Source organism: Pseudomonas linyingensis (assembly GCF_900109175.1).
Classification (GTDB): Bacteria; Pseudomonadota; Gammaproteobacteria; order Pseudomonadales; family Pseudomonadaceae; genus Geopseudomonas; species Geopseudomonas linyingensis.
Genome location: NZ_FNZE01000001.1, coordinates 222,791 through 248,879, shown reverse-complemented (window position 1 = coordinate 248,879; position 26,089 = coordinate 222,791). Strand labels below are relative to the sequence as shown.

Below are 26,089 nucleotides of genomic sequence, written 5' to 3'. Positions count from 1 at the left end.
CCGCTCCTGTTTTCCAGTCTATCGCCCGCCATGTCCAGCTCCCTGCTTCCCGCTTCCCCCCGCGTCGTCGTCATCGGCGGCGGCCCGGCCGGCCTGATGGCCGCCGAAGTGCTCGCCGCCGGCGGCGCGCAGGTGGAGCTGTTCGACGCCATGCCCTCGCTGGGCCGCAAGTTCCTGCTCGCCGGGGTCGGCGGCATGAACATCACCCATGCCGAGGCCAAGGAGGCCTTCATCCAGCGCTACGCCAGCCGCGCCGGCGAGATCGGCCGCCTGCTCGCGGACTTCGATGCCGACGCCCTGCGCGCCTGGATCCATGCTCTGGGCATCGACACCTTCGTCGGCAGCTCCGGGCGGGTGTTCCCCAGCGACATGAAGGCCGCGCCGCTGCTGCGCGCCTGGCTGCGGCGGCTGCGCGAGAGTGGCGTTGCGCTGCATACCCGTTCGCGCTGGCTGGGCTGGAGCGAGTCCGGCGAGCTGCGTTTCGCCACGGCGGACGGCGAGCGCACGGTCGCCGCCGATGCCGTGGTGCTGGCCCTCGGCGGCGGCAGCTGGGCGCGCCTGGGTTCGGACGGTGCCTGGACGGCGCTGCTGGAGCAGCGCGGCGTCGCCGTGGCGCCGCTGCAGCCGAGCAACTGCGGCTTCGAGGTGGCGGGCTGGAGCGCAATCCTTACCGACAAGTTCGCCGGCGCACCGGTCAAGCCGGTGGCGGTTCGCGTGGACGGCGAGGCGCCGCGTCAGGGTGAGTTCGTGGTGACGGCCAAGGGCGTGGAAGGCAGCTTGATCTACGCGCTGTCGGCGCCGATCCGCGAGCAGATCAACCGGAACGGCCATGCGGTGATCCACCTCGATCTGCTGCCCCAGCGCAGCCGCGAGCAGGTCGCCACGGCGCTCAGCAAGCCGCGCGGCTCGCGTTCGCTGGCCAAGCACCTGGCCAGCCAGCTGGGCATCGACGGCGTGCGCGCCGGGCTGCTGCGCGAGCTGACCGACGCCGACACCTTCAAGGACATGGACCGACTGGCGGCGGCGATCAAGGCGCTGCCATTGACGCTAATGCGCGCCCGCCCGCTGGACGAGGCGATCAGCAGCGCCGGCGGCGTGCCGTTCGACGCGCTGGACGCGCAGCTGATGCTGCGCCAGCTGCCGGGGGTGTTCTGCGCCGGCGAGATGCTCGACTGGGAGGCGCCGACCGGCGGCTACCTGCTCACCGCCTGCTTCGCCAGCGGGCGGGCGGCCGGGTTGGGCGCGCTGCGCTGGTTGGCGCGGCGCTGAGCGGAGCACATCGGGATCCCTCCCGCACGGGCGCGAGGGAACCATCAGTCCACGTCAGCGCTTCATGCAAAACGCCGCTGCCCTCTCGGGCCAGCGGCGTTTTGCATATCAGGACAGAACCTTAGCGGCGCTTGTCCTTCTTCTTCTTTTCGGCCTTCTTGTGGTGGCTCATCAGGCGGCGCTTCTTGTTCACCTGGCGGGTGCTGAGCTCGTTCTTCTTGCCCTCGAAGGGGTTCTCGCCGCCCTTGAACTCGATGCGGATCGGCGTGCCGACCAGCTTGAGCACCCGGCGGTAGGTGTTCTCCAGGTAGCGCGAGTAGGCGCGCGGCACCGCGTCCACCTGGTTGCCGTGGATCACGATCAGCGGCGGGTTGGCGCCACCGAGGTGGGCGTAGCGCAGCTTGATGCGCCGACCGTTGACCAGCGGCGGCTGGTGCACGCTGACTGCGTCCTCGAGGACCTGGGTCAGGTAGCTGGTCGGCCAGCGGGTCACCGCCGAACGGAACGACTCCTGCACCGACTTGTACAGGTTGCCGACGCCGGTGCCGTGCAGGGCGGAGATGAAGTGGATGTCGGCGAAGTCGACGAACTGCAGGCGGCGCTCCAGCTCGGTCTTGACCCGATCGCGCTCGTGGCTGTCCATGCCGTCCCACTTGTTCAGCGCGATCACCAGCGCGCGGCCGGTCTCCAGCACGAAGCCGAGCAGGTTGAGGTCGTGGTCGACCACGCCTTCGCGGGCGTCCATGACGAAGACCACCACGTTGGCGTCCTGGATCGCCTGCAGGGTCTTGACCACCGAGAACTTTTCCACCGCCTCGAAGATCTTGCCGCGGCGGCGCACGCCGGCGGTGTCGATCAGGGTGTACTTGGCGTCGTCGCGCTCGAAGGGGATGTAGATGCTGTCGCGGGTGGTGCCGGCCTGATCGTAGACGATGACCCGCTCTTCGCCGAGCATGCGGTTGACCAGCGTCGACTTGCCGACGTTGGGACGGCCGATGATGGCGATCTTGATCCCGGTGCGTTCGTCCGGACCGGGGAGGCGCTTCTGCGGCGCGGCCGCGGCGGCGCCCTCGGCACCCTCGCCTTCGGCGGCTTCGCCCTCGGGGAACAGCTCTTCCTCGCCCTCGTCCTTGGGGAACGCGCCCAGCGCGGCCTGCAGCAGCGCGGTGATGCCGCGGCCGTGGGCGGCGGCGATCGGCCAGGCGTCGCCGATGGCCAGCGGGCTGAATTCGGCGCGGGCGATGTCCGGGTCGACGGTATCGACCTTGTTGGCCACCAGGAAGGTGCACTTGTTCTTCTTGCGCAGGTGCTCGGCAATCATCTGGTCGGCGGCGGTCATGCCGGCGCGCGAGTCGACCATAAACAGCACGGCATCGGCTTCCTCGATGGCCTGCAGGGACTGCTCGGCCATCTTGGCGTCGATGCCTTCCTCGTCACCGGAGATGCCCCCGGTGTCGATGACGATGTAGGTGCGCCCCTGCCATTTCGCCTCGCCGTACTTGCGGTCGCGGGTCAGGCCGGAATAGTCGGCGACGATGGCGTCGCGGCTGCGGGTCAAGCGGTTGAACAGGGTGGACTTGCCGACGTTCGGCCGTCCTACCAGAGCGATAACGGGAACCATGCGGCTCTCCACGGTAATTCGGAAAAACACAACGGCCGCTGCAGTGTAGATGCAGCGGCCGCGATATGAGCATGAGCCACGCCCCGCGGGGCGGGGCGGGCAATCAGCGCAGGGTGTAGGCCACCAGCTTGCCGCTGTTGCCGTAGGCGTACAGCCAGTCGCCGACCACCAGCGGGCGGGCGCGCAGGCCGTCGCTGTCGACGCGGACGCGGCCGACGAAGCGCCCGTCCACCTGGCTCAGCAGGTGCAGGTAGCCTTCCAGGTCACCCACCGCGACGTTGCTGGAGAACACCGCCGGGCTGGTCAGCTGGCGACGGGCCAGGGCGTCGTTGCTCCACAGTGCCGAAGTCGAGCGCTCGTCGATGCCTTCGACGCTGCCGCTGGCCTGGCTGAGGTAGACGTTGCCGAAACCGGTGGCCACACCGACGTAGCTGGACGCCTGGCGCTGCCACAGCGGACGGCCGCTTTCCAGATCCAGTGCGGCCAGTTGGCCCTGGTAGGTCACCACGTACAGGGTGCCGCCGGAGAGCAGCAGGCCACCGTCGATGTCGACCATGCGCTCAAGCTCGGAACGGCCCTGCGGCATGGCCACGCGCTGCTCCCATACCGGGATGCCGCGCTGCACGTCGACGGCGATCACCTTGCCGCTGGACAGGCCGGCCACCGCCAGGCGGTTGGTCACCACCGGCGCACCGGTGCCGCGCAGGGTCAGCACCGCCGGGGTGCTTTCGTAGCTCCAGCGCTGGTTGCCGTTGGCCGCGTCGAGGCCGACCAGACGGTCGTCCTGGGTCTGCACCACCACCACGTCGCCGTTGCTCACCGGGGCGGCCAACACTTCGCTGCCGACCCGGGCGCGCCACTGCACGTCGCCGCTGGCGCTGTCGAGGGCGATTACTTCGCCCTTGAGGGTGCCGACCAGCACCTGGCCGTAGCCGGCGCCGACGCCGCCGGAAACCGGCTTGTCCAGCTCCTGCTCCCAGAGCACCTTGCCGGTTTCGCGGTTCATCGCCACGACCAGGCCTTCGATGTCGGCGGCGAACAGGCTGTCGCCTTCCGAGGCCAGCTCCAGCTGGTTCCAGGTCTCGCCCTGGCCTTCACCGATGGAGCGGCTCCACTGCTTGTCCAGTTCGACTTCCTCGCTGAATTTCTCCAGCTCGGCCGGGGGCAGTTCCTTCTTGCCATTGCTGCTGCAGCCGACGGCGAGCACCGCGGCCGCCAGCATTACCGCATGAGTCCAGCGCATCATTGGGCTTCTCCGTCGGCCAGGTCATCCAGTTTGATCTGCAGCGTGCCGAGGCCCGCTTCCTGCGGCAATGCCGCGCGCGCCTTCTCGTAGGCCGTGCGCGCCTCGCCACTGCGGCCGAGCTTGACCAGCAGGTCGCCACGCAGCTCCTCGCGACCGGCGACGAAGGCCGGCGCGGCGTCACCGGCCAGCAGGGCCAGGGCTTCCTCGGCCTTGTCCTGGGCGGCCAGCACGCGGGCCAGACGCTGGCGAGCCACTTCGCCCATGGTCGCGTCGACCGGCTTGTCGAGCACCTTGCGCAGCTCGCTGGCCGCTTCGTCGAGGCGCCCGCTGTCCACCGCCACGCGCGCCAGCAGCAGGCTGGCGTACTGGGCGTAGTGGCTGCCGGTGAAGTCCTTGTTCAGCTTGCCGGTCAGCTCGCTGACCTTGCCGGCATCGACCTCGCCAGGGCTGTTGAGGGTGACTTCGACCAGCTGCTGGTAGACCGCCGAGGCGGCGTAGGCCTGATTGCTCTCATGCTTCTGCCAGGCCTGCCAGCCGAGCACGCCAGCCAACGCCAGCACGCCGCCGGTGAGCAGGGGCTTGCCGTTGCGCTGCCACCAGTCCTTGATCGCCGCCAGTTCTTCTTCTTCGGTACGCGAGGTCACCCGGTCACTCCCTTAATTGGTCAGGTTCAGGCTTGCGCCAGGCAAGCCGCGAGATGTGCTGCCAGCACATCCCAGGCAATGGTTTGCTGCTGGCCTTCGCCACGCAGGGGTTTGAGCGCGACCACCTGTTGCGCCAGCTCGTCCTCGCCGAGGATCAGGGCGAACAGCGCGCCGCTCTTGTCGGCCTTCTTCAGCTGGCTCTTGAAGCTGCCGGCACCGGCGTTGACCGCCAGGCGCAGGCCCGGCACCGCGTCGCGCAGCTGTTCGGAGAGCTGAAGCGCGGCCAGTTCGGCGGCTTCGCCGAAGGCGGCGACATAGACGTCGACCTGGCGGGCCAGTTCGGCCGGCACCTTGTCGAGGGTCTCGATCAGCAGCACCAGACGCTCGATACCCATGGCGAAACCGACCGCCGGGGTCGGCTTGCCGCCCAGCTGCTCGACCAGGCCATCGTAGCGGCCGCCGGCGCACACGGTGCCCTGCGAGCCGAGCTGGTCGGTGACCCACTCGAACACGGTCTTGCCGTAGTAGTCGAGGCCGCGCACCAGCTTGGGGTTGAGCACGTAGGGGATGCCGGCGGCGTCCAGACGGGCCTTGAGGCCCTCGAAATGCACGCGCGACTCCTCGCCCAGGTAGTCGGCCAGTTTCGGCGCGTCGACCAGCAGGGCCTGGGTGTCGGGGTTCTTGCTGTCGAGGATGCGCAGCGGGTTGCTGGACAGGCGACGCTGGCTGTCCTCGTCGAGCTGCTCGAAGCGCGCGGAGAGGTACTCGACCAGCGCCTCGCGGTAGCGCGCGCGGTCGTCGCTGCTGCCCAGGCTGTTGAGTTCCAGCTGCACCGCCTCGCGGATGCCGAGCAGGCCCCACAGGCGCCAGGTCAGCACGATCAGCTCGGCGTCGACGTCCGGGCCGTCGAAGTTGAACAGCTCCACGCCGATCTGGTGGAACTGGCGGTAGCGGCCCTTCTGCGGGCGCTCGTGGCGGAACATCGGGCCGATGTACCACAGCTTCTGTGGCTGGCCGCCGCCGATCAGGCCGTGCTCCTGCACCGCGCGCACGCAGGAGGCGGTGCCTTCCGGGCGCAGGGTCAGCGAGTCGCCGTTGCGGTCGTCGAAGGTGTACATCTCCTTCTCGACGATGTCGGTGACCTCGCCGATCGAGCGCTTGAACAGGTCGGTGGACTCGACGATCGGCATGCGGATCTGCCGGTAGCCGTAGCCGTCCAGCAGGCCGGCCACGCTGTTCTCGAGGTAGCGCCAGAGCGGGGTCTGCTCCGGCAGGATGTCGTTCATGCCACGGATGGCCTGGATGTTCTTGCTCACGCGAATTCCTTAACTGCGGACGATCAGGCTGGCGTCGGCGGCGAGCTTCTCGGCCGCCTTGCGGCGGATCAGCTTCTCCAGCTCGTCCACCAGGTTGTCGTTGTCCAGCTTGTGTACCGGCTTGCCGTCGATGTAGACCAGGTTGGGCGTACCGCCGGTGAGGCCGACGTGGGCCTCCTTGGCTTCGCCCGGGCCGTTGACCACGCAGCCGATCACCGCCACGTCGAGCGGCACCAGCAGATCCTCGACGCGCTGCTCCAGCTCGTTCATGGTCTTGACCACATCGAAGTTCTGCCGCGAGCAGCTCGGGCAGGCGATGAAGTTGATGCCGCGCGAACGCAGGCGCAGCGACTTGAGGATGTCGAAGCCGACCTTGATCTCCTCGACCGGATCGGCGGCCAGCGACACGCGGATGGTGTCGCCGATACCCTCGGCGAGCAGCATGCCCAGACCCACCGCCGACTTGACGGTGCCCGAACGCAGGCCGCCGGCCTCGGTGATGCCCAGGTGCAGCGGCTGCTCGATCTGCGCGGCGAGCAGGCGGTAGGCACCGACGGCCATGAACACGTCGCTGGCCTTGACGCTGACCTTGAAGTTCTGGAAGTCCAGGCGGTCGAGATGCTCGACGTGGCGCAGGGCGGATTCGACCAGCGCCTCCGGCGTCGGCTCGCCGTACTTTTTCTGCAGGTCCTTCTCCAAGGAGCCTGCGTTGACGCCGATGCGGATCGGGATGCCCTTGTCGCGGGCGGCATCGACCACCGCACGCACGCGGTCTTCGCGGCCGATGTTGCCGGGGTTGATGCGCAGGCAGTCGACGCCCAGTTCGGCGACGCGCAGGGCGATCCGGTAGTCGAAGTGGATGTCGGCGACCAGCGGCACCTGCACCTGCTGCTTGATGCGGCCGAACGCCTCGGCGGCGTCCATGTCCGGCACCGAGACGCGCACGATGTCGGCGCCGGCGCCTTCCAGGCGACGGATCTGCGCCACGGTGGCGTCAACGTCGCAGGTGTCGGTGTTGGTCATGCTCTGCACCGAGATCGGCGCATCGCCACCCACCGCCACCTTGCCGACGAAGATCTGCCGCGTCTTGCGGCGTTTGATCGGGGATTCGCAATGCATCTTACTGTCCCAGGGTGACGCGGGCGGTACCGCCCGAGGTGACGTTGCGCAGGTTGACCGGCGCGCCGTTGTAGCTCAGCTGCGCGCCGCGGGCAAAGCCCAGGCGCACTTCCAGCGGCGCCTTGCCGGCCACCTGCAGGGTTTCGCCCTGGCGCTTGACCACGCTGACCAGCACCCGGCCATTGGCGTCGGTGACCTGGATCCAGCAGTCGGCGCTGAAAGCGACCTGCACCAGGCCCTCGCCCGCGGCGACGCTCACCGGCTCCGCGGCCGGAGTCGGAGTCGGAGTCGGAGTCGGAGTCGGAGTCGGAGCAGCCTCGGCGACAGGAGCCGGGAGCGCAGCTGCAGCCGGGACCGCAGGCACAGCAGGTTCAGGCGCCGCCGGCGCGCCGAGCAACGGGCTTGGCGTCGCTGTGACGGACGGCACCGGCGGCACAGCCGGGGCAGCACCTTGCGCGGCGATCAGGGCAGGTACCGGCGCCGCGGCGGGATCCGCCACCACGCTGCTGGCCGCATCTTGCGGCTGGCCCGTCACGCTCGGCGCGATTTCCAGCGGAGCCTGCTGGTCGGGCTGCAGCGCCTCGGCCACCGCCTGGTCTTCCGGCTCATCCAGCGGATGGATCTCGGTGGTGCCGTCGGCGCTTTCCACTTCGATGTGCTTGAGGCCAAAGGCGCCCAGATCGGCCAGGCGCTCGGGACGCTCCTGCCACCAGAACCAGGCCAGCGCGAGCAGCAGGATCAGCAGCACGGCACTGGCCAGACGCAGCACGGTACGCGACAGGCGCAGCGGCTCCGGGACATGGCCGAGGCTGTGCACGGTGCTGCCGCTGGCGTCGGTACCGGTGAAGTGATCGTACTGGGCGACCAGCGCGGCTTGATCGAGGCCCAGCAGCTTGGCGTAGGCGCGCACATAGCCACGGGCGAAGGTGTGCCCGGGCAGACGCTCGAACTGCCCGGCCTCCAGCTGGACCAGCGAGTGGGCCGCCAGGTTGAGCTGGCTGGCCACCTCGGCCACTTGCCAGCCCTTCTCCTCGCGGGCCAGACGCAGGGTTTCGCCGGGGTTGTTCCGCGGCTGCGCTGCGGCTGCTTCGGTGTGCGACATGGTCATTTCTGCTCCGCGAGGTATTGCTGATATTCAGGCGTGCCCGGATACAGACGGCGCAGCTGCATGGCGTAGTTGGAAGCCCGGTCGTGGTCCTCGAAGACCTTGGCCAGGCGGATGCCGAGCAGCAGACTGCGGGCGTCCTGGGCGCCCTTGCCGACGGTCAGGAAGCGCTCGTAGTAGCCACGCGACGGCACGTACTGGCGGTCTTCCCAGGACAGCTGAGCCATCTCCAGCAGCACCCGCGGCTGATTGCGATTGAGGCGCAGCGACTTGTCGAAATGCTCCTGCGCCTGCGGGCGCTGCTGCAGTCGGAGCGAGGTCAGGCCGAGGTTCTCGTAGACCCGCGAGCGCTCCGGATACAGGTTGTCCTCGGCGGCCTGCTGGAAGCGTGCGTAGGCCTCGGCGTAGCGCTGCTGCTCGAACAGGAAACTGCCGTAATTGTTAAGGATGCGCGCGTCGCTGCGCGCCGACAGCGCCTTGCGGTAGTGCTCGTCGGCCAGCTTGGGTTCCTTCTCAGTCTGGAACACCAGGGCCAGCGCGGCGTGGGCGTCGGCGTTCGACCCATCCAGCTCCAGGGCCTTCTTCAGCGGCACCTTGGCCTGCTCGGTACTGCCCTTCTGCAGGTAGCCGATACCCAGCTGGATATAGGCGTCGCGGGCGCCATCACGCCCTTCCGAAGTCTTCATCGGATCCTGATGCCCCGTCGATACGCAGGCGCTCAGCAAGCCGCCCAGCAGCAGGAACATCGTGGTTCGCAACAACATGTACACACTCCGTCGTCAGGTTCGGGGTCCGGCAGAACGGGGCTGCTCGCCTTCGCTGTCCAGCTGGCGCACGGCAATGTAGCGCTCGCTGCGGCGCGTGCGGTCCATCACCTGGCCGACCAGCTGGCCGCAGGCGGCATCGATATCCTCGCCGCGCGTGGTGCGCGTGGTGACATTGTGCCCGGCCTGATGCAACAGGTCCTGGAAGCGGCGAATGGCATTGTTGCTCGGCCGTTCGTAACCGGAGTGGGGGAACGGATTAAACGGAATCAGGTTGATCTTGCAAGGAAAATCCTTGAGCAATGCGATCATCTGCGCAGCGTGCTCGGGCTGATCGTTGACATCCTTGAGCAGGGTGTACTCGACGGTGAGCACGCGCTTCTCGCCCAGCCCGGCGACGTAACGCCGGCAGGCGTCCAGCACCACGGCCAGCGGATACTTCTTGTTGATCGGCACCAGCTGGTTGCGCAGCTCGTCGTTGGGCGCGTGCAGCGACAGCGCCAGTGACACGTCGATCACCTTGGCCAGCTCGTCGATCATCGGCGCCACGCCGGAGGTGGACAGGGTCACCTTGCGCTTGGAGATGCCGTAGCCGAGGTCGTCCATCATGAGGTTCATGGCGGCGACCACGTTGTCGAAATTCAGCAGCGGCTCACCCATGCCCATCATCACCACGTTGGTGATGGCGCGGTCGATCTTGGCCGGGACGGTGCCGAAGGATTTGTTGGCGATCCACACCTGGCCGATGATCTCGGCGGCGGTCAGGTCGCTGTTGAAGCCCTGCTTGCCGGTGGAGCAGAAGCTGCAGTCCAGCGCACAGCCGGCCTGCGAGGATACGCACAAGGTGCCGCGGCTGCCCTGCGGGATGTACACGGTCTCGACGCAGCTGCCGGAATTCACGCGCACCACCCACTTGCGGGTGCCGTCGCTGGAAATGTCCTCGCTGACGATCTCGGGACCGCGAATCTCGGCGCAGGCCTTGAGCTTTTCGCGCAAGGCCTTGCCGATATTGCTCATGGCGTCGAAGTCATCCACGCCAAAGTGGTGAATCCATTTCATCACCTGTCCGGCACGGAAGCGCTTCTCGCCGATCGACTCGAAGAACTGTTCCAGTTGCGGCTGGGTCAGGCCCAGCAGGTTCACCTTGCCGGTGTTTGCAGTCATGGATTCACCCTCGCTCATCCGTTGATCAGCGGATGCGCGCGCACACTTCGGTGGCGGCAAAGAAGTAGGCGATTTCGCGGGCAGCGGAAGCCTCGGAGTCGGAACCGTGCACGGCGTTCTCGTCGATGGAAACGGCGAAATCGGCGCGGATGGTGCCGGCAGCAGCTTCCTTCGGGTTGGTGGCGCCCATCAGCTCGCGGTTCTTCAGAACGGCGTCTTCACCTTCCAGCACCTGAACGATGACAGGGCCCGAGGTCATGAAGGCAACCAGGTCCTTGAAGAAGCCACGCTCGCTGTGCTCGGCGTAGAAGCCGGCAGCTTCGCGCTCGGACAGCTGAACCATCTTGGAAGCGACGACGCGCAGGCCGGCCTTCTCGAAACGGGTGGTGATTTCGCCGATCACGTTCTTGGCAACGGCGTCGGGCTTGATGATGGAGAAGGTGCGTTGCAGGGCCATGGAATAACTCCGAAAAGGCAGGGTTGACGGTTAAACCGGAGCGCGCCGCCATCGGCAGGCGAGGCAGCGCGCAGGAAGTCCGATAGATAAAACCCGCGGATTATACGCGGGTTCGGGTGAAATGCGTACCGGCGCGCCGGACGGTGCGGGCGCTCAGTCGGCCTCTTCCATCCAGGCCAGCTGGATGGCTTCGAGCACCTTCTCGCCGCCGCGCTGGGGATCGTCAGCAAACTCCGGCAGGCCGACCACCCAGTTGTGCAGGTCGACGAAATTGACGTAGCGCGGATCGACGTCCGGCTTGCTCTCGGCGAGCTGGATGGCGATCTCCAGCACATCGGTCCATTGCAGGCTCATGTTCGCTCTCCCGGCGGCAGGTCAGTGACGTTCCGACACCTGGTTGATGGTGTAGCGCGGGATCTCCACGACCAGATCCTTGTCGGCCACCTTGGCCTGGCAGGACAGCCGCGACTCCGGCTCCAGACCCCAGGCCTTGTCGAGCATGTCGTCCTCCAGCTCGTCGGACGGCTCGAGGGAGTTGAAGCCCTCGCGCACGATCACGTGGCAGGTGGTGCAGGCGCAGGACATCTCGCAGGCATGCTCGATCTCGATGCCGTTGCGCAGCGCGGCCTCGATGATGGTTTCGCCGGCCTGAGCCTCGACCACCGCGCCTTCCGGGCAGTGGTCGGCGTTGGGCAGAAAGACGATCTGCGGCATGAATTATTCCTCGATTTCGTTGAGCCGGCGCCCGGACAGGGCGGTCTTGACGCTGTCATTCATGCGGCGCGCGGCGAAGGCGTCGGTGACCTGACTGAGGCGACGGACCTGCTGCTCGATGGCCGCGGTGTCGCTGCCAGCCGCGCGTTCGCGCAGTTCCTGCATCTCGTGGTCGATGGCGATACGCTCGTCGGCGTCGAGCAGGCGCTCGCCGTCGACGGCCAGCGCGGCCTGCACGGCCTCGAGCAGGCGCTCGGCCTCGACCTGTTGCTCGCGCAGGGCACGGGCGTACTTGTCGTCGCCGGCATGGGCGAAGGAGTCCTGCAGCATGCGCGCGATCTCCTCGTCGCTCAGGCCGTAGGACGGCTTGACCTGGATGCTCGCCTCGACGCCCGAGCCCAGCTCGCGGGCGGCGACGTTGAGCAGACCGTCGGCGTCGACCTGGAAGGTCACGCGGATCTTCGCCGCACCGGCGACCATCGGCGGAATGCCGCGCAGCTCGAAGCGCGCCAGCGAACGGCAGTCGCTGACCAGCTCGCGCTCGCCCTGCAGCACATGGATCATCATGGCCGTCTGGCCATCCTTGTAGGTGGTGAAGTCCTGGCCGCGCGCCACCGGAATGGTGGTGTTGCGGGCGATGACCTTCTCCATCAGGCCGCCCATGGTCTCCAGTCCCAGGGACAGCGGAATCACGTCGAGCAGCAGCAGCTCCTCGCCCTGCTTGTTGCCGGCCAGGGTATCGGCCTGGATCGCGGCACCGATGGCCACCACCTCGTCGGGATCGATATTGGTCAGCGGGGTACGCCCGAACAGCTCGCCGACCGCGGCGCGCACGCGCGGCACGCGGGTCGAGCCGCCAACCATGACCACCGCCTCGACCTCGTCCAGCTCGATGCCGGCGTCGCGCACGGCGCGGCGGCAGGACTTGAGGCTGCGGGCGATCATCGGCTCGATCAGGGCGTCGAACTGTGCGCGAGTCAGCTCGCCGGACCACTCGCCATGGCTGACGGTCACGCTCTCGGCGTTGCTCAGCGCTTCCTTGGCGGCGCAGGCGCTCTGCAGCAGGCGGCGCTGGGTGCCCGGATCGAGATCGGCGGACAACCCGGCCTGGGCGATGATCCAGCCGGCGATGGCATGGTCGAAGTCGTCGCCACCGAGGGCGCTGTCACCACCGGTGGCCATCACCTCGAACACCCCGCGCGACAGGCGCAGGATGGAAATGTCGAAGGTACCGCCACCCAGGTCGTAGACGGCGATGACGCCCTCGGCGCCCTTGTCCAGACCGTAGGCCACCGCCGCGGCGGTCGGTTCGTTGAGCAGGCGCAGCACGTTGAGGCCGGCCAGACGCGCGGCGTCCTTGGTGGCCTGGCGCTGGGCGTCGTCGAAGTAGGCCGGCACGGTGATCACCGCGCCGACCAGTTCGCCACCCAGGGTGGCTTCGGCACGCTGGCGCAGCACGCGCAGGATGTCGGCGGAGACTTCCACCGGGCTCTTCGCCCCCTGCACGGTGTCGATGAACGGCATCTGCGAGTCGCCACCGACGAAGCGGTACGGCAGTTGCTGGCCGAGCTGTTTGACGTCGGCCAGGCCGCGACCCATCAGCCGCTTGACCGAGATGATGCTGTTGAAGGGATCGCTGGCGGCGGCGGCGACGGCCGCATGCCCCACCTCGATGTCATCGGCCAGGTAGCGGACCGCCGAAGGCAGGATGACCCGCCCCGACGCATCGGGCAGCGGCGCGGTTCGGCCGCTGCGCACGGCAGCGACCAGGGAATTGGTGGTACCGAGGTCGATTCCCACCGCCAGGCGGCGCTGGTGCGGCTGGGGACTGAGCCCCGGTTCGGCAATCTGCAGTAGGGCCATGATCTTCGCGTTATCAGGCGCCGCCTTGGCAGGAGACGCGGGTTAATCGTCGAGGCGCTCTTCCAGTTCGCGCACCTCAAAGGCCAGCTTGTCGAGAAACTGCATGCGGCGCATCAGGCGCTCGGCCCTCTCGCGCTCGCCAGGCTGGTCCCAGCAGGCGGCAAAATCGCCTTCCAGCTCGGCCTGGGCCGCCTTGAGGCGCCGCTTGAAGGCGGCGACACCGGCCAGATCGGCACTGTCCTGCAGCTCTTCCAGCTCCTCGCGCAGCATCATCTGGCGCAGCAGGAACTCGGGGTCCTGCACCGTGGCTTCCAGCGGCAGCGTGTCGCCGCGCAGGCCGAGCAGGTACAGGGCGCGCCGGCTCGGGCTCTTCAGCGTCTGGTAGGCGTCGTTGAGCTGCGCGGCACGCTCCAGCGCCTGGCGCTGCTCGCGCGCCGGGGCATCGGCGAAGCGGTCCGGATGGGTCTCGCGGGCCAGCTCGCGGTAGCGCACCGCGAGCTGCTCGAGGTCGAGGACGAAGGCCGGCTGCAGGTCGAACAGGGCGAAATGACAGGTGCTCACGGCAGCCCTCAGACGTTGAAGCTTTCGCCGCAGCCGCACTCGCCACGCACGTTGGGGTTGTTGAACTTGAAGCCTTCGTTCAACCCCTCGCGGGTGAAGTCCAGTTCGGTGCCGTCCAGATAGGTCAGACTCTTCGGGTCGATGATCACCTTGACCCCGAAGCTCTCGAACACCAGATCCTCGGGCGCCAGCTCGTCGACGAACTCCAGCACGTAGGCCAGTCCGGAGCAGCCGGTGGTGCGTACGCCCAGCCGGATACCCTCACCCTTGCCACGCCCTTCCAGCGAGCGCCGCACGTGCTGTGCAGCGGCTTCGGTCATGCTGATGGCCATTGCGCCTCCCGGATTCTCAGAGCAAGCCTTTCTTCTGCTTGTAGTCGCGCACGGCCGCCTTGATGGCGTCCTCGGCGAGCACCGAGCAGTGGATCTTCACCGGCGGCAGCGCCAGTTCCTCGGCCAGCTGGGTGTTCTTGATGGTCTCGGCCTCGTCCAGGGTCTTGCCCTTCATCCACTCGGTGGCGAGGGAGCTGGAGGCGATCGCCGAACCACAGCCGTAGGTCTTGAACTTGGCGTCTTCGATCACGCCGGCGTCGTTGACCTTGATCTGCAGGCGCATCACGTCGCCGCAGGCCGGCGCGCCGACCATGCCGGTGCCGACATCGGGATCTTCGGCGTCGAGCTTGCCGACGTTGCGCGGGTTTTCGTAGTGGTCGATGACCTTGTCACTGTATGCCATGACGGTATTCCTCGCTGAATCGATAGGGCGTCAGTGCGCCTGCCACTCGACCTTGGACAGGTCGACGCCTTCTTTGAACATGTCCCACAGTGGCGACAGTTCGCGCAGTTTGGTCACCGCCTCGCGCACCTTGGCGGCGGCGTAGTCGACCTCTTCCTCGGTGCTGAAGCGGCCGAAGGTGAAACGGATCGAGCTGTGCGCCAGTTCGTCGTTGCGGCCCAGGGCGCGCAGCACGTAGGACGGCTCCAGGGAAGCCGAGGTGCAGGCCGAGCCGGAGGACACGGCGAGGTCCTTGAGCGCCATGATCAGCGACTCGCCCTCGACGTAGTTGAAGCTGAGGTTGAGGTTGTGCGGCACGCGTGCGGTGGCGCTGCCGTTCAGGTAGACCTCTTCCATGCCTTCCAGGTGCGCCAGGAAGCGCTCGGCCAGCGCCTTGATGCGCAGGCTGTCGGCGGCCATTTCTTCCTTGGCGATGCGGAAGGCCTCGCCCATGCCGACGATCTGGTGGGTGGCCAGGGTGCCCGAGCGCATGCCGCGCTCGTGACCGCCGCCGTGCATCTGCGCCTCGATGCGTACGCGCGGCTTGCGCTGCACGTAGAGGGCGCCGATACCCTTGGGACCGTAGGTCTTGTGGGCGGAGAAGGACATCAGGTCGACCTTCAGCGTTTCCAGGTCGATTTCCACCTTGCCGGTGGACTGCGCCGCGTCGACGTGGAACAGGATGCCGCGGGCACGGGTCAGCTCGCCGATGGCGGCGATGTCGTTGATGGTGCCGATCTCGTTGTTCACATGCATGATCGAGACCAGGATGGTGTCGTCACGCAGCGCCGCCTCGACCATCGCCGGGGTGATGATGCCGTCTTCGCCGGGCTCGAGGTAGGTGACCTCGAAGCCTTCGCGCTCGAGCTGGCGGGTGGTATCCAGCACCGCCTTGTGCTCGATCTTCGAGGTGATCAGGTGCTTGCCCTTGCTGGCGTAGAAGTGCGCGGCACCCTTGATCGCCAGGTTGTTGGACTCGGTGGCACCGGAGGTCCAGACGATCTCGCGCGGGTCGGCGTTGACCAGTTCGGCCACCTGGCGGCGGGCATTCTCCACCGCCTCCTCGGCCTTCCAGCCGAACAGGTGCGAACGCGAGGCCGGGTTGCCGAAGTTGCCGTCCATGGTCAGGCACTCGCACATCTTCTGTGCCGCACGCGGGTCGACCGGTGTGGTCGCGGAATAATCGAGGTAGATCGGCAATTTCATCAAATCTCTCCTGTCAGGCTGGCTTCCGCGGCATCAGTCGATGGCGGACGCTTCGATCTTTTCAAGCAGACTGGGCGACAGCCCCTTGCCATGCTGCTGGCGGCGCTGATCCTGCCGCTGCGCCACGTCCTGCACATCCTGGCGCTGGACCAGATCGGCCAGGCTGATGCCGCTGAGGAATTCGTGAATCCGGTCGCTGAGGCCGCACCACAGATGGTGGGTCAGGCAGACGTCGCCCTCGTGGCAGCCGCCCAGTCCCTGGCAACGGGTGGCGTCGACCGATTCGTTGACGGCGTCGATGACCTGGGCCACGTCGATGCTGGCCATCTCGCGCGACAGCTGATAGCCGCCGCCGGGGCCGCGCACGCTGGTCACCAGACTGCGGCGACGGAGCTTGGCGAACAGCTGCTCGAGATAGGACAGGGAGATGCCCTGCCGCTCGGAAATGTCGGCGAGGGACACCGGCCCGCTCTGCGCATGCAGCGCGAGATCGAGCATGGCTGTCACGGCGTAACGGCCTTTGGTGGTCAGTCGCATGGGCTTGCACCACGATGGTTCGGAAAGTGCCGGCAGTATGCTATTTCCGAGCAAAGCAGTCAACTTTAAGCCTGACCATTTCACTCGGAATAAGGGCACCCAGAACAGGGCGGACGATCTTATAGCAGATCCCCCGCCCACGCACCTCAATCGTGCTGACGCGGCGCCGCGGCCTGGTCAATGGCGGCCGCGCCGACTTCCGGCTTGACCCCGGCGAAGTCCTCGTCGCGCAGCACCGGCAAGTCCTTGGCGCAGTAGTCACTGCCCAGCGCGGTCAGCGCCTTGCACATGCCTTCGAGACGGCCATCGACGGCCTGCAGGTGATCGAGCAACTGGCCGATGGCGCGCGCCACCGGATCGGGCATGTCCTCACTGACGCCGTAGGCATCGAAACCGATCTTCTCGGCCATCGCCTTGCGCCGCGCCTCCTGCTCGTCGTCGGCCTTGGCGATGATTCGCCCGGGGATGCCGACCGCGGTGGCGCCGGCCGGCACCGGGCGGGTGACCACCGCATTGGAGCCGACCTTGGCGCCGGCGCCGACGGTGAACGGACCAAGGATCTTCGCCCCGGCGCCGACGATCACGCCGTCCTCCAGGGTCGGGTGGCGCTTGCCCTTGTTCCAGCTGGTGCCGCCGAGGGTCACACCATGGTAGAGGGTGACGTCGTTGCCGATCTCGGCAGTCTCGCCGATGACGATGCCCATACCGTGGTCGATAAAGAAGCGCCGGCCGATCTTCGCCCCCGGATGGATCTCGATGCCGGTCAGCCAGCGACTGAGGTGCGACACCACCCGCGCCAGCAGCTTCCAGTCGGCGCTCCACAGCCAGTGGGCGACGCGGTGCAGCCACACCGCGTGCAGCCCGGGATAGCAGATGAGCACCTCCAGGGTGTTGCGCGCCGCCGGATCGCGATGGAACACACTCTGGATGTCTTCTCGCATGCGCTCGAACATCAATCGTTTCTCCGCTTGTGGGGCTCGCCACGGGCGGCCTTCTGGGTTTCAGTGAGGATACCGCGCAGGATGTTCATTTCCAGCTTGCTGATGCCGCTGCGTCCGTATAGGCGACGCAGGCGCGACATCAGGTGGCGCGGCTTCTCCGGATCGAGGAAGCCGATCGCCACCAGAGTCTGCTCGAGATGCCCGTAGAACAGCTCCAGCTCCTCGGCGGTGACCGGCACCGTATTGAGCATGGCGGTGGACTCCACCTTGGCCATCTTGGTCGGCTGGCCCTGCTGCGCCAGCCAGGCCATGCGCACCTCGTAGGTCAGCACCTGCACCGCGGTGGCCAGGTTGAGCGAGGAGAACTCCGGGTCGGAGGGAATGTGCACGTGGAACTGGCAGCGCTGCAGCTCCTCGTTGGTCAGCCCGGCGTACTCGCGACCGAACACCAACGCCACCTCGCCGCCCTGCTCCACCTGCGCCAGCGTGGTTTGCCCGCACTCGCGCGGATCCAGCAGCGGCCAGGGGATGCGCCGGTCGCGGGCGCTGGTGCCGAGCACCAGGCTGCAGCCGGCCAGCGCCTCCTCGAGGCTGTCGACCACCTGCGCCGCCTCGAGAATGTCGGTGGCCCCGGAGGCCCGCGCATTGGCTTCGCCGCTGGGAAACTCCTCGGGCTGCACCAGCACCAGGCGCGACAAGCCCATGTTCTTCATGGCCCGCGCCGCACCGCCGATGTTGCCCGGATGACTGGTATTGACCAGCACCACGCGAATCCTGTCGAGCACGACTGCTCTCCCGCCAGTGAAAAAAGAGTCGAATCTTACCCAAGCGTCGGCGCCGGCGCACGCGCCCTTTATGGGCCGGGCTTTTCTGCTAGAATTGTCGGCTTTCTTTAACAGCCCAGGTGACCCTCTCCATGCAGCCCATGCTGAATATCGCGCTGCGCGCGGCCCGCAGTGCCGGCGAACTCATCTTCCGCTCGATCGAACGCCTGGATGCAATCTCGGTCAACGAGAAGGACGCCAAGGACTACGTGACCGAGGTTGACCGCGCCGCCGAGCAGACGATCATCAATGTGCTGCAAAAGGCCTACCCGAACCACGGCATCCTCGCCGAGGAAAGCGGCCTGATCGAGGGCACCGGCGACGGCGCCGACTACCTGTGGATCATCGATCCGCTGGACGGCACCACCAACTTCATCCACGGTCTGCCGCACTTCGCCGTCAGCATCGCCTGCAAGTACCGCGGCCGCATCGAGCACGCCGTGGTCCTCGACCCGGTGCGCCAGGAGGAGTTCACCGCCAGCCGCGGCCGCGGCGCCGCCGTCAACGGCAAGCGCATCCGCGTCAGCAGCCGCAAGAGCCTGGAAGGCGCCCTGCTCGGCACCGGCTTCCCGTTCCGCGACAGCCAGCTCGACCACCTTGACAGCTACCTGGGCATGTTCCGCAGCCTGGTCGGCCAGACCGCTGGCATCCGCCGCGCCGGCGCCGCCAGCCTGGACCTGGCCTACGTCGCCGCCGGCCGCTTCGACGCGTTCTGGGAATTCGGCCTGTCCGAGTGGGACATGGCAGCCGGCGCCCTGCTGGTACAGGAAGCGGGCGGCCTGGCCAGCGACTTCACCGGCGGCCACGACTTCCTCGAGAAGGGCCACATCGTCGCCGGCAACACCAAGTGCTTCAAGGCCGTGCTGACCGCCATCCAGCCGCACCTGCCGCCGGCGCTCAAGCGCTGATCGACTGATTGCCGCACCAGAAACCCGGCCCTCGCGCCGGGTTTTTTATTGCGCGTTAAAAACCGGGCATGAAAAAAGCGCCGCAGGCGCTTTCCTCGTTACAGCCACGAGCCTTACGGCAGCTCGTCGACCTCATCCTCGACCACCGGCGGAATCAGATCCTCGCGGGTCAGCTTCAGCCAGATCAGGAAGATCGCCGCGATGTACACCGACGAGTAGGTGCCCACGCCGACGCCGATGAACAGCGCCAGGGAGAAGCCCCACAGGCTCTCGCCGCCGAACAGCAGCAGCGCACCGACCGCCAGCAGGGTGGACACCGAGGTGGCCATGGTGCGCAGCAGGGTCTGGGTGGTGGAGATGTTGATGTTCTCGATCAGCTCGGTCTTGCGCAGCAGGCGGAAGTTCTCGCGGATACGGTCGAACACCACGATGGTGTCGTTCAGCGAGTAGCCGATGATCGCCAGCACCGCCGCCAGCACGGTCAGATCGAAGGGGATCTGGAAGAAGCTGAACACGCCGAGGGTGACGATCACGTCATGCACCAGCGAGACGATGGCGCCGAAGCCGAACTTCCACTGGAAGCGGAAGGCCACGTAGAGCAGCACCCCGGCCAGGGCCAGCAGCATGCCCAGACCGCCCTGATCGCGCAGTTCCTCACCCACCTGCGGACCGACGAACTCGACGCGCTTGAGGCTGAAGGGCGTCTCGGCACTGACCTGGCGCAACGCGGCCGCCACCTGGTTGCCCAGCTCAGGATCGTCGCCCTGCAGGCGCAGCAGCACGTCGGTGCTGGCGCCGAAGCTCTGCACGATGGCGTCCGGATAGCCGGCCTGGGCCATCTGGCTGCGCACCTTGTCGAGCTGCGCCGGCTGTTCGTAGGCCAGTTCGATCAGGGTACCGCCGGTAAAGTCGAGGCCGAAGTTCAGCCCCTTGACCGCCAGACTCGCGAGCGAGGCCAGGGTCAGCAACACGGTCAATGCGAAGGCCGCATGCCGGATGCCCATGAAATTGATCACGCGTTTCATCGTCCGCAGTCCTCAGATCGACAACTTCTTGATGTTGCGGCCACCGTAGATCAGGTTGACCATGGCGCGGGTGACATAGATCGCGGTAAACATCGAGGTAATGATGCCCAGCGACAGGGTCACGGCGAAGCCCTTGATCGGGCCGGTGCCCATGGCGAACAGGATGGCGCCGACCAGCAGGGTGGTCAGGTTGCCGTCGACAATCGCCGAGAGGGCGCGATCGAAGCCTTCGTGGATGGCGCGCTGGACGGCCATGCCGTTGGTGATTTCCTCGCGGATCCGCGAGAAGATCAGCACGTTGGCGTCCACCGCCATACCCATTGTCAGCACGATACCGGCGATACCCGGCAGGGTCAGGGTGGCGCCGAGCAACGACATCACCGCCACCAGCATGACCATGTTGAAGGACAGGGCGACCGTCGCGAGGATGCCGAAGAACTTGTAGAGCGCGACGATGAACACGGCGACCAGCAGGAAGCCCCACAGCGCCGCCTGCACGCCGAGCTGGATGTTCTCCGCGCCCAGGCTCGGACCGATGGTGCGTTCCTCGGCGAAGTACATCGGCGCGGCCAGACCACCGGCGCGCAGCAGCAGGGCCAGCTCCGAGGACTCGCCCGGACCGTCGAGGCCGGTGATGCGGAAGCTGTTGCCCAGTGCCGACTGGATGGTCGCCAGGCTGATCACCTGCTTTTCTTCCTTGAACGCGGAAACCGCAACTTCCTGCTCCACGCCATCGACCATCTGCTTGACGTAGCGGGTCACCGGCTTCTGCTCGATGAACACCACCGCCATGCTGCGACCGACGTTGTTGCGGGTGGCGCGGTTCATCAACTCGCCGCCGTGACCGTCGAGGCGGATGTTGACCTGCGGCCGGCCGTTCTCGTCGAAGCTGGCCTGGGCATCGGTGACCTGGTCGCCGGTGATGATCACCCCACGCTCCAGTGCCACCGGCGGACGGCCTTCCTCGCGGAAGTCGAAGGACTCGGTGCTGGCGCGCGAGGCATCCAGATCGGCAGCCAGACGGAATTCGAGGTTGGCGGTCTTGCCGAGGATGCGCTTGGCTTCGGCGGTGTCCTGCACGCCCGGCAGCTCGACCACGATGCGGTTGGCACCCTGGCGCTGCACCAGCGGCTCGGCCACGCCCAGCTCGTTGACCCGGTTGCGCACGGTGGTCAGGTTCTGCTTGATCGAGTATTCGCGGATTTCCGCCAGCTTGGCCTGGGTCAGTACCAGACGCAGCACCTGCAGGCCGTTGCGCTCGCCGACCTGTTGTTCGAAATCGGGGAAGTCCTTGCGGATCAGGCGCCCGGCCTGCTCCAACGCCTCGGTATCGTTGAAGCCGAGCTGGATTGCTCCTTCCTGCGGCGGCAGCGAGCGGTAACGCGCACGCTCCTTGCGCAGCAGGCTCTTCACTTCGCCTTCATACACCTTCATCCGCGCACTGACGGCCTTGTCCATGTCCACTTCGAGGAGGAAGTGCACACCACCGGACAGGTCCAGGCCCAGCTTCATCGGGCTGGCGCCCAGGTTGCGCAGCCAGTCGGGGGTGGTCTGCGCCAGGTTCAGCGCCACCACATAGTCGTCGCCGAGGGCGCGGCGCACCACGTCCTTGGCCGACAGCTGGTCTTCCTGGCGGGTCAGGCGCAGCAGCGCGCCCTTGTCACCCAGAGTGCTGCCCTTGACCGCGATGCCGGCGTCCTTGAGGGCCTGCTCGGCGCGCGCGACATCGGCCTGCTCGACCTTCAGTGCGGTACTAGCGCCGGTGACCTGGACGGCCGGATCGTCGGGGTAGAGGTTGGGCGCGGAATAGATGAAGCCGACGCCGATCACCAGCAGGATCAGCAGATATTTCCACAGGGGATACTTGTTGAGCATGACACAGCCCGTTTGCAACGCGGGGCGCATTGCGCGCCCCGTCGGTATGGTGAGTCGGAAACTCAGATGGCCTTCAGAGTGCCCTTGGGCAGCGTGGCGGCGATGGCCATCTTCTGGATCTTCAGCTCGACGGTGTCGGACACCTCGATCACCACGAAGTCGTCGGCGACCTTGACCACCTTGCCGGCGATGCCGCCGGAAGTCACCACTTCGTCACCCTTCTGCAGGCTGCCGAGCAGGTTCTTGTGCTCCTTGGCGCGCTTGGACTGCGGACGCCAGATCATCAGATAGAAGATGACCACGAAACCGGCCAGCATCAAAAACTGCATGTAATCGCCTCCCGGTGCGCCGGCCGGGGCGGCATCGGCGGCATGGGCGGCAGAGATCAGAAAGCTCATGTACTACTCCTGTGGCAAAGTCTTGAAAACGCTCTGGATTCAGCTCAGCGGCGGGACCGGCAGGCCGCGCCGCGCATAGAAGTCCGCGACAAAGGCGGGCAATGTACCCTGCCCGATGGCATCGCGTAAACCGGCCATCAGGCGCTGATAATGTCGCAAGTTGTGAATGGTATTGAGCATGCTGCCCAGCATTTCCCCGCACTTGTCCAGATGGTGCAGGTAGGCGCGGGAGAAATTGCGACAGGTATAGCAGTCGCAGGTCGGATCCAGCGGCGAGTCGTCGTGCTTGTGCACCGCGTTGCGGATCTTGATCACCCCGGTGTCGGTGAACAGGTGGCCGTTGCGCGCGTTGCGGGTCGGCATCACGCAGTCGAACATGTCGATGCCGCGGCGCACGCCCTCGACCAGATCCTCCGGCTTGCCGACGCCCATCAGGTAGCGCGGCTTGTCGGCCGGCAGGTGCGGCGGCAGGAAGTCGAGGATGCGGATCATGTCCTCCTTGGGCTCGCCGACCGACAGGCCGCCGATGGCCAGGCCGTCGAAGCCGATCTCCAGCAGACCCTCCAGCGAGCGCAGGCGCAGTTCCTCGTGCATGCCGCCTTGGACAATGCCGAACAGCGCCGCGGGATTGCCCTCGTGGGCGACCTTCGAGCGCTTGGCCCAGCGCTGCGACAGCTCCATGGAGCGCCTGGCGGTGTCGAAGTCGGCCGGATAGGGGGTGCACTCGTCGAAGATCATCACGATGTCCGAGCCCAGGTCGCGCTGCACCTGCATCGACTCCTCGGGGCCCATGAACACCTTGGCGCCGTCCACCGGCGAGGCGAAGTAGACGCCCTCCTCCTTGATCTTGCGCATCGCGCCGAGGCTGAACACCTGGAAGCCGCCGGAGTCGGTGAGGATCGGTCCCTGCCACTGCATGAAGTCGTGCAGGTCGCCGTGCTTCTTGATCACCTCGGTACCCGGGCGCAGCCACAGGTGGAAGGTGTTGCCGAGGATGATCTGCGCACCGATTTCCTCGATGTCGCGCGGCAGCATGCCCTTGACCGTGCCGTAGGTGCCCACCGGCATGAATGCCGGGGTCTCGACCACCCCGCGCGGGAAGGTCAGGCGGCCGCGACGGGCCTTGCCGTCGGTGGCCAGCAGCTCGAAGGACATATGGCTCATGGGGTTTCCTCGGGGCCGCGCGGGGCGGGATTGCGGGTGATGAACATGGCGTCGCCGTAGCTGAAGAAGCGATAGCCCTCGGCCACCGCGGCGCGGTAGGCGGCCATGGTCTCGGGATAGCCGGCGAAGGCCGAGACCAGCATCAGCAGGGTGGACTCGGGCAGATGGAAGTTGGTGACCAGGGCGTCGACCACATGGAACGGCCGCCCGGGGTAGATAAAGATGTCGGTGTCGCCACTGAACGGCCTGAGCACGCCATCGCGTGCGGCGCTTTCCAGCGAGCGCACGCTGGTGGTGCCGACCGCGACCACCCGACCGCCGCGGGCCTTGCAGGCACTCACCGCGTCGACCACCTCCTGGCCGACCTCCAGCCACTCGCTATGCATGTGGTGGTCCTCGATGCGCTCGACGCGCACCGGCTGGAAGGTTCCGGCGCCGACGTGCAGGGTGACGAAGGCGGTATCCACACCCTTGGCGCGGATCGCCGCCAGCAGCGCGTCGTCGAAGTGCAGCCCGGCGGTCGGTGCAGCCACCGCGCCGGCCTTGGCCTGGTCGGAATAGACGGTCTGGTAGCGCTCGCGGTCGGCGTCCTCGTCGGGGCGGTCGATGTACGGCGGCAGCGGCATGTGGCCGACGCGCTCGAGCAGCGGCAGCACCGGCTCGGCAAAGCGCAGCTCGAACAGCGCAGCGTGGCGCACCACCATCTCGGCCGCGCCGCCACCGTCGATGAGGATCTGCATGCCCGGCTTGGGCGCCTTGCTGGCGCGCACGTGGGCCAGCACCCGATGGCTGTCGAGCACCCGCTCGACGAGGATCTCCAGCTTGCCGCCGGAGGCCTTGTGGCCGAACAGGCGCGCCGGAATCACCCGGGTGTCGTTGAACACCATCAGGTCGCCGGGGCGCAGGTACTCCAGCAGATCGGGAAAGTGGCGGTGGCTCAGCTGGCCGCTCGGGCCATCCAGTACCAGCAGGCGACTGGCGCGCCGCTCGGCCAGCGGATGACGGGCGATCAGCGGATCGGGAAGCTCGAAATGGAAGTCAGCAACACGCATGCGGGGGCTCTCGAAAGGCCGCACAGCTTACCGGAAATGCACTGCAGCCGCCACGCGGGCGGTCCGCCGCAGAGCCGCCAATCCCCCTACTTGTCGCCGATTTTGATTCGACTAAAGAAGAACGGCGGGGGCCAACCCTGCGTGTCAGGATACCTACATCCCTGATCAGTCCATGTTCCACAAGAACGCCGGACACACAAACCATAAAAAGTTAACTCGAGGTGGCCAGCGCGTGCTGCGCGGTCATTTCGCGACAAGTCTTTCAGGAGCCCCCATGTCCGCCCGCAATATTCTGGTCATCAACTGCGGCAGCTCGTCGCTGAAGTTCGCCCTGGTAAACGAAGCGCAAGCGACCTTCCCCCTGCAGGGCCTGGCCGAACGCCTCGGCAGCCCGGAAGCCGTGGTCCACTGGCAGCTGGGTGACGCCAAGGAAAGCCTGAACCTGCCGGGCGCCGACCATCGCGAGATTCTCAACCACGTGCTGCCCCTGGCCCAGGAAGCAGCCGGTGGCCAGCTCGACGGCATCGGCCATCGCGTGGTGCACGGCGGCGAACACTTCACCGCCTCCAGCCTGATCGACGCGAACGTGCTCGAGGGCATCCGTGCCAACGCCCAGCTGGCGCCGCTGCACAACCCGGCCAACCTGGTCGGCATCGAAGCCGCCATGGCACTGTTCCCCGGCCTGCCGCAGGTCAGCGTGTTCGACACCGCCTTCCACCAGAGCATGCCCGAGCACGCCTACCGCTACGCGGTGCCGGACTTCCTCTACAAGGAACACGGCGTGCGCCGCTACGGCTTCCACGGCACCAGCCACCGCTACGTCAGCAAGCGCGCCGCCGAGATGATGAACCTGCCGGTCGAGGACAGCAGCTGGCTGTCCGCCCACCTGGGCAACGGCTGCTCCACCTGCGCCATCGTCAATGGCGAAAGCCGCGACACCAGCATGGGCCTGACCCCGCTGGAAGGCCTGGTGATGGGCACCCGCAGCGGCGACGTCGATCCCAACCTGCACAGCCATCTGGCGCGCACCCTGGGCTGGAGCATCGAACAGGTCGACCGCATGCTCAACCACGACAGCGGCCTGAAGGGCCTGTCCGGCCTGTCCAACGACATGCGCACCCTGTCCGAAGCCCGCCAGGCCGGCCACCCGGGCGCCACCCTGGCCTTCGAGGTGTTCTGCTACCGCCTGGCCAAGTCGCTGGCCGGCATGGCCTGCGGCCTGCAAAAGCTGGACGGCCTGATCTTCACCGGCGGCATCGGCGAGAACTCCGCCGCGGTGCGCGAGCGCACCCTGGACCACCTCAAGCTGCTCGGCTTCCAGCTCGACGGCGAAGCCAACGCCCGCTGCACCCGCGGCGTGGCCGGCGAGATCCAGGTGACCGGCAGCCCGCGCGTGCTGGTGGTGCCGACCAACGAGGAGCGCCAGATCGCCCTGGACGCCCTCGCCCTGCTCGACGCCTGACCGAACCCGCGCCGGCGGGAGTGCCTGTGCCGCGAAACCCGACAGCCCCCTGGGCGTCGGGTTTCGCCTTCTCGGCTCCC

General features: G+C 67.0%; 27 protein-coding genes. 3 read left to right on the top strand and 24 right to left on the bottom strand.

The genetic code is table 11. From position 1 onward, the window contains the following. The first annotated feature begins 30 nt into the window (after positions 1-30). On the top strand, positions 31-1,269 hold the full coding sequence (locus BMZ19_RS01245) for a TIGR03862 family flavoprotein (RefSeq protein ID WP_244517076.1): 1,239 nt from the start codon (positions 31-33) through the stop codon (positions 1,267-1,269). Between the two features lie 121 nt (positions 1,270-1,390). Here the strand turns inward: BMZ19_RS01245 and der are convergent, their stop codons facing one another. From der to trmJ, 19 genes are all read right to left on the bottom strand, one after another. Beyond that, on the bottom strand, positions 1,391-2,890 hold the full coding sequence (der, locus tag BMZ19_RS01240; RefSeq protein ID WP_090305647.1) for a ribosome biogenesis GTPase Der: 1,500 nt from the start codon (positions 2,888-2,890) through the stop codon (positions 1,391-1,393). A 103-nt stretch (positions 2,891-2,993) separates the two neighbouring features. Next, the gene (gene bamB / locus BMZ19_RS01235; RefSeq protein ID WP_244517075.1) at positions 2,994-4,136 is read right to left on the bottom strand and encodes an outer membrane protein assembly factor BamB; all 1,143 of its coding nucleotides are present in this window, start codon (positions 4,134-4,136) and stop codon (positions 2,994-2,996) included. After that, positions 4,133-4,780 carry a YfgM family protein gene (locus BMZ19_RS01230; protein WP_090305644.1) on the bottom strand — a complete coding sequence of 216 codons (648 nt, stop codon included), beginning with the start codon at positions 4,778-4,780 and terminating at the stop codon, positions 4,133-4,135. The genes bamB and BMZ19_RS01230 overlap by 4 nt, the downstream gene beginning before the upstream one ends. 26 nt (positions 4,781-4,806) lie before the next feature. After that, the gene (gene hisS / locus BMZ19_RS01225; protein ID WP_090305640.1) at positions 4,807-6,096 is read right to left on the bottom strand and encodes a histidine--tRNA ligase; all 1,290 of its coding nucleotides are present in this window, start codon (positions 6,094-6,096) and stop codon (positions 4,807-4,809) included. A 9-nt stretch (positions 6,097-6,105) separates the two neighbouring features. Then, positions 6,106-7,215: a flavodoxin-dependent (E)-4-hydroxy-3-methylbut-2-enyl-diphosphate synthase gene (ispG, locus tag BMZ19_RS01220; protein ID WP_090305635.1), complete on the bottom strand. Its 1,110-nt coding sequence runs from the start codon at positions 7,213-7,215 to the stop codon at positions 6,106-6,108. A 1-nt stretch (position 7,216) separates the two neighbouring features. Next, positions 7,217-8,323 (bottom strand): RodZ domain-containing protein, encoded by a 1,107-nt coding sequence (locus BMZ19_RS01215; protein WP_090305632.1) that lies wholly within the window; start codon positions 8,321-8,323, stop codon positions 7,217-7,219. Continuing rightward, positions 8,320-9,084 (bottom strand): type IV pilus biogenesis/stability protein PilW, encoded by a 765-nt coding sequence (gene pilW / locus BMZ19_RS01210; RefSeq protein WP_090305629.1) that lies wholly within the window; start codon positions 9,082-9,084, stop codon positions 8,320-8,322. The genes BMZ19_RS01215 and pilW overlap by 4 nt, the downstream gene beginning before the upstream one ends. Positions 9,085-9,099: 15 nt before the next feature. Then, positions 9,100-10,248, bottom strand: a complete 1,149-nt coding sequence (gene rlmN / locus BMZ19_RS01205) for a dual-specificity RNA methyltransferase RlmN (RefSeq protein WP_090306326.1) — start codon at positions 10,246-10,248, stop codon at positions 9,100-9,102. 25 nt (positions 10,249-10,273) lie between these two features. Further along, the gene (gene ndk / locus BMZ19_RS01200) at positions 10,274-10,705 is read right to left on the bottom strand and encodes a nucleoside-diphosphate kinase (RefSeq protein ID WP_090305627.1); all 432 of its coding nucleotides are present in this window, start codon (positions 10,703-10,705) and stop codon (positions 10,274-10,276) included. A gap of 153 nt (positions 10,706-10,858) precedes the next feature. Beyond that, positions 10,859-11,059 (bottom strand): Fe-S cluster assembly protein IscX, encoded by a 201-nt coding sequence (gene iscX / locus BMZ19_RS01195; protein WP_090305625.1) that lies wholly within the window; start codon positions 11,057-11,059, stop codon positions 10,859-10,861. Between the two features lie 21 nt (positions 11,060-11,080). Next, positions 11,081-11,419 (bottom strand): ISC system 2Fe-2S type ferredoxin, encoded by a 339-nt coding sequence (gene fdx, locus BMZ19_RS01190; RefSeq protein WP_090305621.1) that lies wholly within the window; start codon positions 11,417-11,419, stop codon positions 11,081-11,083. Between the two features lie 3 nt (positions 11,420-11,422). Further along, positions 11,423-13,282 carry a Fe-S protein assembly chaperone HscA gene (hscA, locus tag BMZ19_RS01185; RefSeq protein ID WP_090305618.1) on the bottom strand — a complete coding sequence of 620 codons (1,860 nt, stop codon included), beginning with the start codon at positions 13,280-13,282 and terminating at the stop codon, positions 11,423-11,425. A gap of 42 nt (positions 13,283-13,324) precedes the next feature. Next, positions 13,325-13,843 carry a co-chaperone HscB gene (hscB, locus tag BMZ19_RS01180; RefSeq protein WP_090305615.1) on the bottom strand — a complete coding sequence of 173 codons (519 nt, stop codon included), beginning with the start codon at positions 13,841-13,843 and terminating at the stop codon, positions 13,325-13,327. 8 nt (positions 13,844-13,851) lie between these two features. Then, a complete protein-coding gene (iscA, locus tag BMZ19_RS01175; RefSeq protein WP_090305612.1) occupies positions 13,852-14,175 on the bottom strand; it encodes an iron-sulfur cluster assembly protein IscA in 324 nt (107 codons plus the stop codon). Between the two features lie 16 nt (positions 14,176-14,191). After that, complete coding sequence (iscU, locus tag BMZ19_RS01170) at positions 14,192-14,578, bottom strand: Fe-S cluster assembly scaffold IscU (protein WP_090305609.1); 387 nt, start codon at positions 14,576-14,578, stop codon at positions 14,192-14,194. Between the two features lie 30 nt (positions 14,579-14,608). Then, positions 14,609-15,823 (bottom strand): IscS subfamily cysteine desulfurase, encoded by a 1,215-nt coding sequence (locus tag BMZ19_RS01165; RefSeq protein ID WP_090305608.1) that lies wholly within the window; start codon positions 15,821-15,823, stop codon positions 14,609-14,611. Between the two features lie 33 nt (positions 15,824-15,856). After that, positions 15,857-16,360, bottom strand: a complete 504-nt coding sequence (gene iscR / locus BMZ19_RS01160) for a Fe-S cluster assembly transcriptional regulator IscR (protein WP_090305605.1) — start codon at positions 16,358-16,360, stop codon at positions 15,857-15,859. Positions 16,361-16,506: 146 nt separating this feature from the next. Next, entirely contained in the window at positions 16,507-17,313 is an 807-nt protein-coding gene (cysE, locus tag BMZ19_RS01155; protein ID WP_090305602.1) for a serine O-acetyltransferase, read from the bottom strand. After that, complete coding sequence (gene trmJ, locus BMZ19_RS01150; protein WP_090305599.1) at positions 17,313-18,086, bottom strand: tRNA (cytosine(32)/uridine(32)-2'-O)-methyltransferase TrmJ; 774 nt, start codon at positions 18,084-18,086, stop codon at positions 17,313-17,315. The genes cysE and trmJ overlap by 1 nt, the downstream gene beginning before the upstream one ends. Before the next feature lie 131 nt (positions 18,087-18,217). On the opposite strand from trmJ, the gene suhB reads away from it, so the two are divergent. Then, positions 18,218-19,033, top strand: a complete 816-nt coding sequence (gene suhB / locus BMZ19_RS01145; RefSeq protein ID WP_090305596.1) for a type III secretion system regulator SuhB — start codon at positions 18,218-18,220, stop codon at positions 19,031-19,033. A 113-nt stretch (positions 19,034-19,146) separates the two neighbouring features. Here suhB and secF read toward each other — a convergent pair whose 3' ends face one another. From secF to queA, 5 genes are all read right to left on the bottom strand, one after another. Further along, complete coding sequence (secF, locus tag BMZ19_RS01140; protein WP_090305592.1) at positions 19,147-20,058, bottom strand: protein translocase subunit SecF; 912 nt, start codon at positions 20,056-20,058, stop codon at positions 19,147-19,149. Positions 20,059-20,070: 12 nt separating this feature from the next. Continuing rightward, complete coding sequence (gene secD / locus BMZ19_RS01135; protein ID WP_090305588.1) at positions 20,071-21,933, bottom strand: protein translocase subunit SecD; 1,863 nt, start codon at positions 21,931-21,933, stop codon at positions 20,071-20,073. Between the two features lie 62 nt (positions 21,934-21,995). After that, positions 21,996-22,331, bottom strand: coding sequence for a preprotein translocase subunit YajC (yajC, locus tag BMZ19_RS01130; RefSeq protein WP_090305585.1), 336 nt, complete (start codon positions 22,329-22,331; stop codon positions 21,996-21,998). Between the two features lie 39 nt (positions 22,332-22,370). Beyond that, the gene (gene tgt / locus BMZ19_RS01125) at positions 22,371-23,486 is read right to left on the bottom strand and encodes a tRNA guanosine(34) transglycosylase Tgt (protein ID WP_090306323.1); all 1,116 of its coding nucleotides are present in this window, start codon (positions 23,484-23,486) and stop codon (positions 22,371-22,373) included. Positions 23,487-23,491: 5 nt separating this feature from the next. Further along, positions 23,492-24,547: a tRNA preQ1(34) S-adenosylmethionine ribosyltransferase-isomerase QueA gene (gene queA / locus BMZ19_RS01120; protein ID WP_090305582.1), complete on the bottom strand. Its 1,056-nt coding sequence runs from the start codon at positions 24,545-24,547 to the stop codon at positions 23,492-23,494. Positions 24,548-24,821: 274 nt separating this feature from the next. Here queA and BMZ19_RS01115 point away from each other — a divergent pair, with 274 nt between their 5' ends. Further along, positions 24,822-26,009, top strand: a complete 1,188-nt coding sequence (locus BMZ19_RS01115; RefSeq protein WP_090305578.1) for an acetate kinase — start codon at positions 24,822-24,824, stop codon at positions 26,007-26,009. Positions 26,010-26,089 lie beyond the last annotated feature (80 nt).

Excerpts from the sequence above, each read along its gene's own strand:
- BMZ19_RS01245 (WP_244517076.1), top strand. The coding sequence starts at position 31 with ATGTCCAGCTCCCTGCTTCCCGCTTCCCCCCGCGTCGTCGTCATCGGC.
- der (WP_090305647.1), bottom strand. The coding sequence starts at position 2,890 with ATGGTTCCCGTTATCGCTCTGGTAGGACGGCCGAACGTCGGCAAGTCC.
- bamB (WP_244517075.1), bottom strand. The coding sequence starts at position 4,136 with ATGATGCGCTGGACTCATGCGGTAATGCTGGCGGCCGCGGTGCTCGCC.
- ispG (WP_090305635.1), bottom strand. The coding sequence starts at position 7,215 with ATGCATTGCGAATCCCCGATCAAACGCCGCAAGACGCGGCAGATCTTC.
- BMZ19_RS01215 (WP_090305632.1), bottom strand. The coding sequence starts at position 8,323 with ATGACCATGTCGCACACCGAAGCAGCCGCAGCGCAGCCGCGGAACAAC.
- pilW (WP_090305629.1), bottom strand. The coding sequence starts at position 9,084 with ATGTTGTTGCGAACCACGATGTTCCTGCTGCTGGGCGGCTTGCTGAGC.
- rlmN (WP_090306326.1), bottom strand. The coding sequence starts at position 10,248 with ATGACTGCAAACACCGGCAAGGTGAACCTGCTGGGCCTGACCCAGCCG.
- ndk (WP_090305627.1), bottom strand. The coding sequence starts at position 10,705 with ATGGCCCTGCAACGCACCTTCTCCATCATCAAGCCCGACGCCGTTGCC.
- iscX (WP_090305625.1), bottom strand. The coding sequence starts at position 11,059 with ATGAGCCTGCAATGGACCGATGTGCTGGAGATCGCCATCCAGCTCGCC.
- fdx (WP_090305621.1), bottom strand. The coding sequence starts at position 11,419 with ATGCCGCAGATCGTCTTTCTGCCCAACGCCGACCACTGCCCGGAAGGC.
- hscA (WP_090305618.1), bottom strand. The coding sequence starts at position 13,282 with ATGGCCCTACTGCAGATTGCCGAACCGGGGCTCAGTCCCCAGCCGCAC.
- iscA (WP_090305612.1), bottom strand. The coding sequence starts at position 14,175 with ATGGCCATCAGCATGACCGAAGCCGCTGCACAGCACGTGCGGCGCTCG.
- iscU (WP_090305609.1), bottom strand. The coding sequence starts at position 14,578 with ATGGCATACAGTGACAAGGTCATCGACCACTACGAAAACCCGCGCAAC.
- BMZ19_RS01165 (WP_090305608.1), bottom strand. The coding sequence starts at position 15,823 with ATGAAATTGCCGATCTACCTCGATTATTCCGCGACCACACCGGTCGAC.
- iscR (WP_090305605.1), bottom strand. The coding sequence starts at position 16,360 with ATGCGACTGACCACCAAAGGCCGTTACGCCGTGACAGCCATGCTCGAT.
- cysE (WP_090305602.1), bottom strand. The coding sequence starts at position 17,313 with ATGTTCGAGCGCATGCGAGAAGACATCCAGAGTGTGTTCCATCGCGAT.
- suhB (WP_090305596.1), top strand. The coding sequence starts at position 18,218 with ATGCAGCCCATGCTGAATATCGCGCTGCGCGCGGCCCGCAGTGCCGGC.
- secF (WP_090305592.1), bottom strand. The coding sequence starts at position 20,058 with ATGAAACGCGTGATCAATTTCATGGGCATCCGGCATGCGGCCTTCGCA.
- secD (WP_090305588.1), bottom strand. The coding sequence starts at position 21,933 with ATGCTCAACAAGTATCCCCTGTGGAAATATCTGCTGATCCTGCTGGTG.
- yajC (WP_090305585.1), bottom strand. The coding sequence starts at position 22,331 with ATGAGCTTTCTGATCTCTGCCGCCCATGCCGCCGATGCCGCCCCGGCC.
- tgt (WP_090306323.1), bottom strand. The coding sequence starts at position 23,486 with ATGTCCTTCGAGCTGCTGGCCACCGACGGCAAGGCCCGTCGCGGCCGC.
- queA (WP_090305582.1), bottom strand. The coding sequence starts at position 24,547 with ATGCGTGTTGCTGACTTCCATTTCGAGCTTCCCGATCCGCTGATCGCC.
- BMZ19_RS01115 (WP_090305578.1), top strand. The coding sequence starts at position 24,822 with ATGTCCGCCCGCAATATTCTGGTCATCAACTGCGGCAGCTCGTCGCTG.